The sequence below is a fragment of the Sulfitobacter sp. HI0129 genome, from assembly GCF_001635395.1.
Lineage (GTDB): Bacteria > Pseudomonadota > Alphaproteobacteria > Rhodobacterales > Rhodobacteraceae > Sulfitobacter.
This window is the reverse complement of the sequence record NZ_LWGH01000883.1, coordinates 1-1,177: the sequence shown is the minus strand read 5'-3', so window position 1 is coordinate 1,177 and position 1,177 is coordinate 1. Positions and strand designations below refer to the sequence as shown.

General features: G+C 65.3%; 3 protein-coding genes. 1 reads left to right on the top strand and 2 read right to left on the bottom strand.

The features are described from left to right. The first annotated feature begins 235 nt into the window (after positions 1 to 235). Positions 236 to 367, top strand: coding sequence for a hypothetical protein (locus A3764_RS26280; RefSeq protein WP_269084733.1), 132 nt, complete (start codon positions 236 to 238; stop codon positions 365 to 367). Between the two features lie 14 nt (positions 368 to 381). On the opposite strand, the gene A3764_RS20600 is transcribed toward A3764_RS26280, so the two are convergent. Next, a complete protein-coding gene (locus A3764_RS20600; protein ID WP_067925135.1) occupies positions 382 to 621 on the bottom strand; it encodes a DUF1289 domain-containing protein in 240 nt (79 codons plus the stop codon). After that, the gene (gene ruvX, locus A3764_RS20595) at positions 618 to 1,058 is read right to left on the bottom strand and encodes a Holliday junction resolvase RuvX (protein WP_443069055.1); all 441 of its coding nucleotides are present in this window, start codon (positions 1,056 to 1,058) and stop codon (positions 618 to 620) included. The genes A3764_RS20600 and ruvX overlap by 4 nt, the downstream gene beginning before the upstream one ends. Between the last annotated feature and the right edge of the window lie 119 nt (positions 1,059 to 1,177).

The following is a 1,177-nucleotide window of genomic DNA, read 5'->3' as shown; positions in this document are numbered from 1 at the left end:
TTGGCACGGCTTTAACCTTCGGGGAAATGGCCGCCGTGGTGGCCGCCGCCGCGTGAGGGTCACGGTATCTTCGCCGAATGACCCGATCCTCGCCCCATTCCCGCCACGTTGCCCCGGAATATTGCCGGAATAGAAACAATAAACGTAACGAGGCAGGTTTATGGCACCGATGATGATAAGCGGCGAAGCAGGATGCGTTCATTTCGGCGGAAAGCGGCGGGCAGGGGGAAACCTGATGCTTGCCCGCAGTTTCGCGCGGGTGTCCCGTTTTGCGGATAACCTGAACCATGCGCCCATGGGCTACGACGGCGCGCGGACCTCGGACGACGTCATGGATTTTCTGCGCAAGATCGCTGCCGGTCGCTAAGCCGCGCGCCGATCTCAACCGCGCCCGTTGCCAAGCCGGGCGGCACGACCGCCCCGCCGCCGCTTCAGCGCCTGCCCCCGGTCGGGCAGTTCCGCAAGCACCGCGCGCCGTTCCGGCATGCTCATCCGCGACCAGCTGGCGATTTCGTCGATCGAGCGTAAACACCCCGTGCAAAGCCGCGTTTCGGGATGCACGACACAGACCTTGATGCAGGGGCTCTCGACTTCGTCGCGCTTCCAGATGTCGTCGTTCATATCCGCCCTTCGGTCGCCCGCAGCACGCGCAAACGGTCCAGCAATCCCTGAAGTATATAGCTCGCCGCCACGTGGTCGATGACCTCTGCGCGACGTCTGCGTGACGTATCCGCCTCCAACAGGGCGCGTTCGGCCGCGACGGTGGACAATCGTTCATCCCAGAAGGTGATCGGCAGGGGGGTGAGCCGGACGAAGTTGCGCGCAAAGGCGCGGGTCGACTGGCAGCGCGGCCCTTCGCTGCCGTCCATGTTGCGCGGCAGGCCGAGCACGATCCCGGCAATGTTCCGCGCCGAAATGAGTTCGGCGAGCCGGGCCGCATCCAACGTGAACTTGCGCCTGCGCACAGTTTCCAGCGGGGAGGCGACCGAGAGCATGGAATCGCTTACCGCCACGCCGATCGTCTTGTCGCCGAGGTCGAGCCCCATGAGAGCGCGCATCGGGGGAAGGGCCGCCGCGAAATCGCCGACATCCTCGTGGATCACTCCGCCACTCCGGCCTGTGCGCCTGCCGCCCTGATCCGGTCCAGCGCCCCGGGGTCATCCGCGAAGACTTCCAG